This is a genomic window from Mycobacterium asiaticum (genome assembly GCF_001668675.1).
Taxonomy (GTDB): domain Bacteria; phylum Actinomycetota; class Actinomycetes; order Mycobacteriales; family Mycobacteriaceae; genus Mycobacterium; species Mycobacterium asiaticum_D.
Genome location: NZ_LZKQ01000300.1, coordinates 1 through 5672, shown reverse-complemented (window position 1 = coordinate 5672; position 5672 = coordinate 1). Strand labels below are relative to the sequence as shown.

The window sequence follows — 5672 nt, the reverse complement described above, 5'->3', positions numbered from 1 at the left end:
GCCCGCACCGCCTCCACCACCTTGGACAGCTGCGTGACGGTCGCGACGTAGATCAGCAGCACACCACCGGCGACCACCAGCCGCGAGACCGCGTCCAGGACGTCCCACGGGGCCAGCATGTCCAGCACCGCCCGGTCGAACGAGCCGTCGGGCAGGTCGGACTCGGCGAGGTCGCTGATGATGAGTTGCCAATTGGCCGGTGCCGCGCCGTAGAACGTGCTGACGTTGCGCCTCGCGTGTTCGGCGTGATCCGCCCGCGCCTCGTACGACACCACCGAGCCCTCGGGGCCGACCGCCCGCAACAGCGACAGCGTCAGGGCACCGGAACCGGCACCGGCTTCCAGAACGCGGGCGCCGGGAAAGATGTCGCCCTCGTGCACGATCTGGGCGGCGTCCTTGGGGTAGATCACCTGCGGCCCGCGCGGCATCGACATCACGTAGTCGACGAGCAGCGGCCGCAGCACCAGGAACAGGGCGCCGTTGCTGGACTTGACGACGCTGCCCTGTTCCAGCCCGATGATCGTGTCGTGGGCGATCCGGCCCCGGTGGGTGTGGAACTCGGCGTCCGGGGTCAGAGTGACCGTGTAGTGCCGCCCCTTGGCGTCGGTCAGCTGAACGCGCTCGCCGACGCTGAACGGACCCGTTGCTGACACGGCGTACAGCGTGCCAGCCGACTCGCTGACGCTGGTGCTTGGGGTTGTCGGTACCCGGTCCTAGGCTGCGATTATGACGGCCGCAGCAAAGCCGGAGGTGTCCAGCGCCCGACCGGCGCTCTCACCCTCGCGGGCCGCGGATTTCAAGCAGTGCCCGCTGCTGTATCGCTTCCGGGCGATCGACCGGTTACCCGAGGCGCCCTCCCCCGCCCAGCTGCGCGGGTCGGTGGTGCATGTCGCGCTCGAGCGGCTCTACGAGTTGCCGGCCGTCCAGCGCGGCCCGGACACCGCGCGTTCGCTGATCGACCCCGCCTGGGATCAGGTGCTCGCCCGCGACCCCGAGCTGGCCGGTGATCTGGACCCGCAGCAGCGGGCCCAACTGCTGGACGAGGCGCGTGCCCTGCTGGCCGGCTACTACCGGCTCGAGGACCCGACCCGGTTCGACCCGCAATGCTGTGAACAGCGGGTGGAGGTGGAACTGGCCGACGGAACGCTGCTGCGTGGCTACATCGACCGTATCGACGTCGCCGCCACCGGTGAGCTGCGCGTGGTCGACTACAAGACGGGCAAGGCCCCGCCGGCGGCACGCACCCTGGCCGAGTTCAAGGCCATGTTCCAGATGAAGTTCTACGCGGTGGCGCTGCTGCGGTCGCGCGGGGTGCTGCCGACCCGGCTGCGGCTGATCTATCTGGCCGACGGGCAACTGCTGGACTATTCGCCGGATCACGACGAGCTGCTGCGGTTCGAGAAGACGTTGATGGCCATCTGGCGCGCGATCCAGTCCGCCGGCCAGACCGGTGACTTTCGGCCCAACCCGTCCCGGCTGTGCGACTGGTGCTCCCATCAGGTGCTGTGTCCGGCGTTCGGCGGTACGCCGCCGCCGTACCCGGGGTGGCCAGAACATTCACCCAGCGCCGCGGAGTCACAGCCGACCGAACCGGCGGCATGACCCGCTGTTTCTACCGTCGCCTGACCGGTGCGAGTGAGTATCAATCGTTCGAATCCACTGACTACACCCGCAGCGAGGCCGGGAGATTGGCCGACGGTTCCAGCCTCCGGGTCGGCCGGCTCAGCCTCGATCTGCTGGGCGCGGTCCCGGTCGCTCTGGTGCGGCGCGGGCGTCGGTGGAGCATCCGGGTTCGCGGGACGGCTAGTCGAGCGGCGACATCTCCTGCAGCACAGTGGGAATCAGCTCGCTGACCGTCGGGTGGATGTGCATCGTGCGCGACAGCGTGGTGTAGGGGGCCTTGACCGACATCACGTCGAGGATGCAGTGGATCGCTTCGTCACCGCCCACTCCGAAGACCGCCGCACCGAGGATCTCGTCGGTCTCGGCGTCCACCACGACCTTCATAAACCCTTGCGTCTCACCCTTTTCCACCGCCCGGCCAACCCGGGTCATCGGCCGCTTACCGACCAGCGCCTTGCGGCCCGACTTGCGGACCTGGTCCACGGTCAGGCCGGCCCGCCCCAGCGGGGGGTCGATATAGAGCGCATAGGTGGTGATGCGGTCGCTGACCCGGCGAGGGTCGTCGTCGAGCAGGTTGGCCGCCACGATTTCGAAGTCGTTGTAGGAGGTGTGGGTGAATGCGCCCTTGCCGTTACAGTCGCCCATGGCCCAGATGTGCTCGACGTTGGTGCGGAGTTGATCGTCGACGACGATGTAGCCGCGGGCGTCGGTCTGCACACCGGCCGCCTCCAGCCCGAGGTCGTCGGTGTTGGGTTGGCGGCCCACCGCCAGCAGCAGGTGACTGCCCGCTATCGGCGCGGCACCGGCGCTGGGGGTCAACTCGAAACCGCTGTCGCGCTTGACAACTCGAACGTCATCCGCGCCGGTGATGACGTCGATCCCCTCGGCCTCCAGGATTTCCCGGATGGTGGTCGAGACGTCCTCGTCCTCGCGGGAGGCCAGGCGCGGGCCGCGTTCCACGACGGTGACCCGGGCGCCGAAGCGGCGGTACATTTGCGCGAATTCGAGCGCGATGTAGCTGCCGCCGATGATGACCAGATGTCCGGGCACCGTGTCGAGTTCCAGCACGGACACGTTGGTCAGGTATTCGACCTCGGCGAGTCCGGGGATGTCGGGCACCACCGCCCGGCCACCGACATTGAGGAAGATCCGGTCGGCGCGTAGCACGTCATCGCCGACCCGGATGGTGTGCGGATCGGTGAAGCGGGCGTGCCCGCGAAAGACGGTGCAATTGTCCATGCCGTCCAGCCAGGACTGAACGCCGTTGCGGTCCTTGAGCATGATGTCGTCTTTGCGGGCCTTGACCTTGGCCATGTCGACACTGACCGGACCGGTCCCCACCCCGTACTCGGCACCGCGCCGCGCCAGGTGTGCGGCGTGGGCACTGGCCACCAGGGTCTTGGTGGGGATGCATCCGTAGTTGACGCAGGTGCCGCCGACGTGTTGGCGTTCGATGACAGCAACTCGCTGTCCGGCGGCGGTGAGCCGGCCCGCCAGGGGCGGTCCGGCCTGCCCGGCACCGACGACGATTGCATCGAAGGTCTGGGCCTCCGAGGACCCTTCGGTCACAGAGCGGCCGCCGCGGCGACGATCGCGAAGCCGCCCAGCACCGCCACCGAATCCTCGAGCAGCGCGATCGGGAGGTCTTTGCCGCCGTTCTTGGCGACCAGCGCGCGACGGGCCTGGAAGCCACCGAGGGTGCCCAGTACGGCACCGACGACGCCGGCACCCAGTGAGGTCCATGTGTGTTGCCATGCAGCGCCGACGACCGCAGCGGCGAACCCGCCCATGATCAGCCGGATGGCGAATACGGGCGGCGCGGTGCGCGGCGGCGTCTTGGGCAATTTGTCGTTAATCAATTCCGCGACGGCCAGGAGGCTGAGAATCACAACCGTCACGGTGTTGCCCACCCAAAATGCCCAGGAATCATGTGCGATGTTGAGCCAATGGAGATGGACGGCCCAGGCGACCACGGCGGGCGCCGTCAGCGACCGCAGCCCGGCGACGACACCTAGCAATAAAGCCAACAGGAGAACGAGAATGTGTGTCACTGGTATCCCTCCTGGGACAAGCACCGGCCCGGCGGCGCTGACGAGAACCCCGCGCGAGGTCGCGGGTTCCAGCGGACGCTAACACAGCCGACCCGCCGGCACCCGTTCAGAATCTGCAGAATCTGATATCGGAAGCCAGGATCGCTTTCGCCCCGATCGCGGCCAGCTCGTCCATGATCCCGTTGACGTCGCGGCGTGGCACCAACGCGCGCACCGCAACCCAGTCCGGGTCGGCGAGCGGGGCGATGGTCGGGGATTCCAGCCCCGGGGTTATCGACGTCGCGCGGTCCAATGACGAGCGCGGGCAGTCGTAGTCGAGCATCAGGTACTGCTGGCCGAACACCACGCCCTGCACGCGGGCCACCAATTGGTCACGGGCAGAAGCTGATTGGCCATCGTGGTCGGCCCGTTCGATGAGCACCGCTTCCGAATCGCAGAGTGGCTCACCGAAGGCCACCAGGTTGTGCAGGCTCAGCGTGCGACCCGAACCCACCACGTCGGCGATGGCGTCGGCGACCCCGAGTTGTACGGATATCTCGACGGCACCGTCCAGCCTGATGACGGTCGCATCAATCCCTCTCGCGGCCAGGTCTTTTCGCACCAAATTCGGGTATGCCGTGGCGATCCGTTTACCCGCCAGATCCGCGACGGTCCAATCCCGCCCCGCCGGACCGGCGTACCGGAACCGCGAGGAGCCGAAGCCCAGCGCCAACCGTTCCCGCACTGGCGCATCGGAATCCAGCGCCAGGTCACGTCCGGTGATACCGAAGTCGAGTTCTCCCGACCCGACATAGATGGCAATGTCCTTGGGGCGAAGGAAAAAGAACTCGACATTGTTGGTGGGGTCGATGACGGTCAGGTCTTTGGGATCGGTGCGTCGGCGGTAGCCGGCCTCGGAAAGGATCTCGGTGGCCGGCTCACTCAGCGCCCCCTTGTTGGGCACCGCAACTCGCAGCATATTCACAGTTTCCGATAGACATCGTCGAGGGACAGTCCGCGGGAGATCATCAGCACCTGCGTCCAGTACAACAGCTGGCTGATCTCCTCGGCCAGCGCCTCGTCTGGCTCGTGCTCGGCGGCGAGCCACACCTCACCGGCCTCCTCCAGGATCTTCTTGCCCACCGCGTGCACACCGGCGTCCAGCGCGGCCACAGTTGCGCTGCCGGCCGGGCGGGTGCGGGCGCGCTCGCCGAGTTCGGCGAACAGATCCTCGAAGGTCTTCACGGCCAGCGATTGTTTCACGTGCCGGTCAGCGAAGTCACTTTGGTTTCGCTCCGACCCTCCCGCGAAGGTGCGCGGAATGCCGGGCGCAGCGGCGTGTCGCCGGCATTCAGCGCACGCTCGCGGCAAAGCGGAAGGAGGTATCGCGGGCGTCCGTCCCGGCAACGGCGAACGGTGGTCCAGACCGACGCTCCCAGGTAGGTTCAACGCACGACCGGCTGATCAATAGGAGTTCACCGTGCCGATATTCATGATCGAGCGCAACTTCGCGGAGGTCCTCGACCCCAGCCTCGACACCGTGGACGGGATCAATCGCATCAATTCCGAGGAAGGCGTTCGCTGGCTGTACTCGTTTTTGTCGGCGGACAAACGCAAGACGTATTGCCTGTATGAGGCACCCTCCCCGGAGGCCATCAGAAGCGCCGCCGCGCGTGCCGGTCTGCCCGCCGACGCCATCGTCGAGGTGAGCAACCGCATCCTGCCGGACGGCGCGTTTTCCGGTATCTGAACTACCCGAGCAGCTCGTGCTCGGTGGCGTACATCGCCGCCTGCGTGCGATTCGTCGCGCCGGTCTTGATCAGGATGCTGCGCACATGGTTGGCGGCGGTGTTGGTGCTGATGAAAAGCCGTTCCCCGATCGCACGATTGCTCAGTCCCTCGGCGAGCAGTCGCAGCACTTCGATCTCGCGGTCACTCAAGCCATCGGGGCCCTGCGGAGCCGATGTCAGCAACGGACCCACCAAATCAATGACCCGGGATTGGCCGATCGGCGCGGCG

General features: G+C 67.0%; 8 protein-coding genes and 1 pseudogene. 3 read left to right on the top strand and 6 right to left on the bottom strand.

Annotation, left to right across the window (positions count from 1 at the left end):
- Nucleotides 1-653, bottom strand: a 653-nt coding sequence (gene trmI / locus A9X01_RS24825) for a tRNA (adenine(58)-N(1))-methyltransferase TrmI (RefSeq protein ID WP_065123259.1), incomplete at its 3' end; no start/stop codon positions are given.
- A gap of 73 nt (nt 654-726) precedes the next feature.
- Here trmI and A9X01_RS24820 point away from each other — a divergent pair.
- Together A9X01_RS24820 and A9X01_RS32315 are read left to right on the top strand one after the other, a co-directional pair.
- Nucleotides 727-1602 (top strand): RecB family exonuclease, encoded by an 876-nt coding sequence (locus tag A9X01_RS24820; protein WP_065123258.1) that lies wholly within the window; start codon nt 727-729, stop codon nt 1600-1602.
- An 86-nt stretch (nt 1603-1688) separates the two neighbouring features.
- Nucleotides 1689-1798: pseudogene (locus A9X01_RS32315) on the top strand (thioesterase family protein); the annotation flags it as partial.
- Between the two features lie 5 nt (nt 1799-1803).
- On the opposite strand, the gene A9X01_RS24815 reads toward A9X01_RS32315, so the two are convergent.
- The 4 genes from A9X01_RS24815 to A9X01_RS24800 form a co-directional block, all read right to left on the bottom strand.
- Nucleotides 1804-3192 (bottom strand): FAD-containing oxidoreductase, encoded by a 1389-nt coding sequence (locus tag A9X01_RS24815; RefSeq protein ID WP_065123257.1) that lies wholly within the window; start codon nt 3190-3192, stop codon nt 1804-1806.
- Nucleotides 3189-3674, bottom strand: a complete 486-nt coding sequence (locus tag A9X01_RS24810; RefSeq protein ID WP_065123256.1) for a DUF4126 domain-containing protein — start codon at nt 3672-3674, stop codon at nt 3189-3191. Before A9X01_RS24810 ends, A9X01_RS24815 begins: the two co-directional genes overlap by 4 nt.
- A gap of 106 nt (nt 3675-3780) precedes the next feature.
- On the bottom strand, nt 3781-4632 hold the full coding sequence (gene hisG, locus A9X01_RS24805; protein WP_065123255.1) for an ATP phosphoribosyltransferase: 852 nt from the start codon (nt 4630-4632) through the stop codon (nt 3781-3783).
- A gap of 2 nt (nt 4633-4634) precedes the next feature.
- A complete protein-coding gene (locus A9X01_RS24800) occupies nt 4635-4916 on the bottom strand; it encodes a phosphoribosyl-ATP diphosphatase (RefSeq protein WP_065123254.1) in 282 nt (93 codons plus the stop codon).
- Between the two features lie 217 nt (nt 4917-5133).
- On the opposite strand from A9X01_RS24800, the gene A9X01_RS24795 reads away from it, so the two are divergent.
- Nucleotides 5134-5403, top strand: a complete 270-nt coding sequence (locus A9X01_RS24795) for a DUF4242 domain-containing protein (RefSeq protein WP_065123253.1) — start codon at nt 5134-5136, stop codon at nt 5401-5403.
- 1 nt (nt 5404) lies between these two features.
- Here the strand turns inward: A9X01_RS24795 and A9X01_RS24790 are convergent.
- Nucleotides 5405-5672, bottom strand: a 268-nt coding sequence (locus tag A9X01_RS24790; protein WP_172832606.1) for a response regulator transcription factor, incomplete at its 5' end; no start/stop codon positions are given.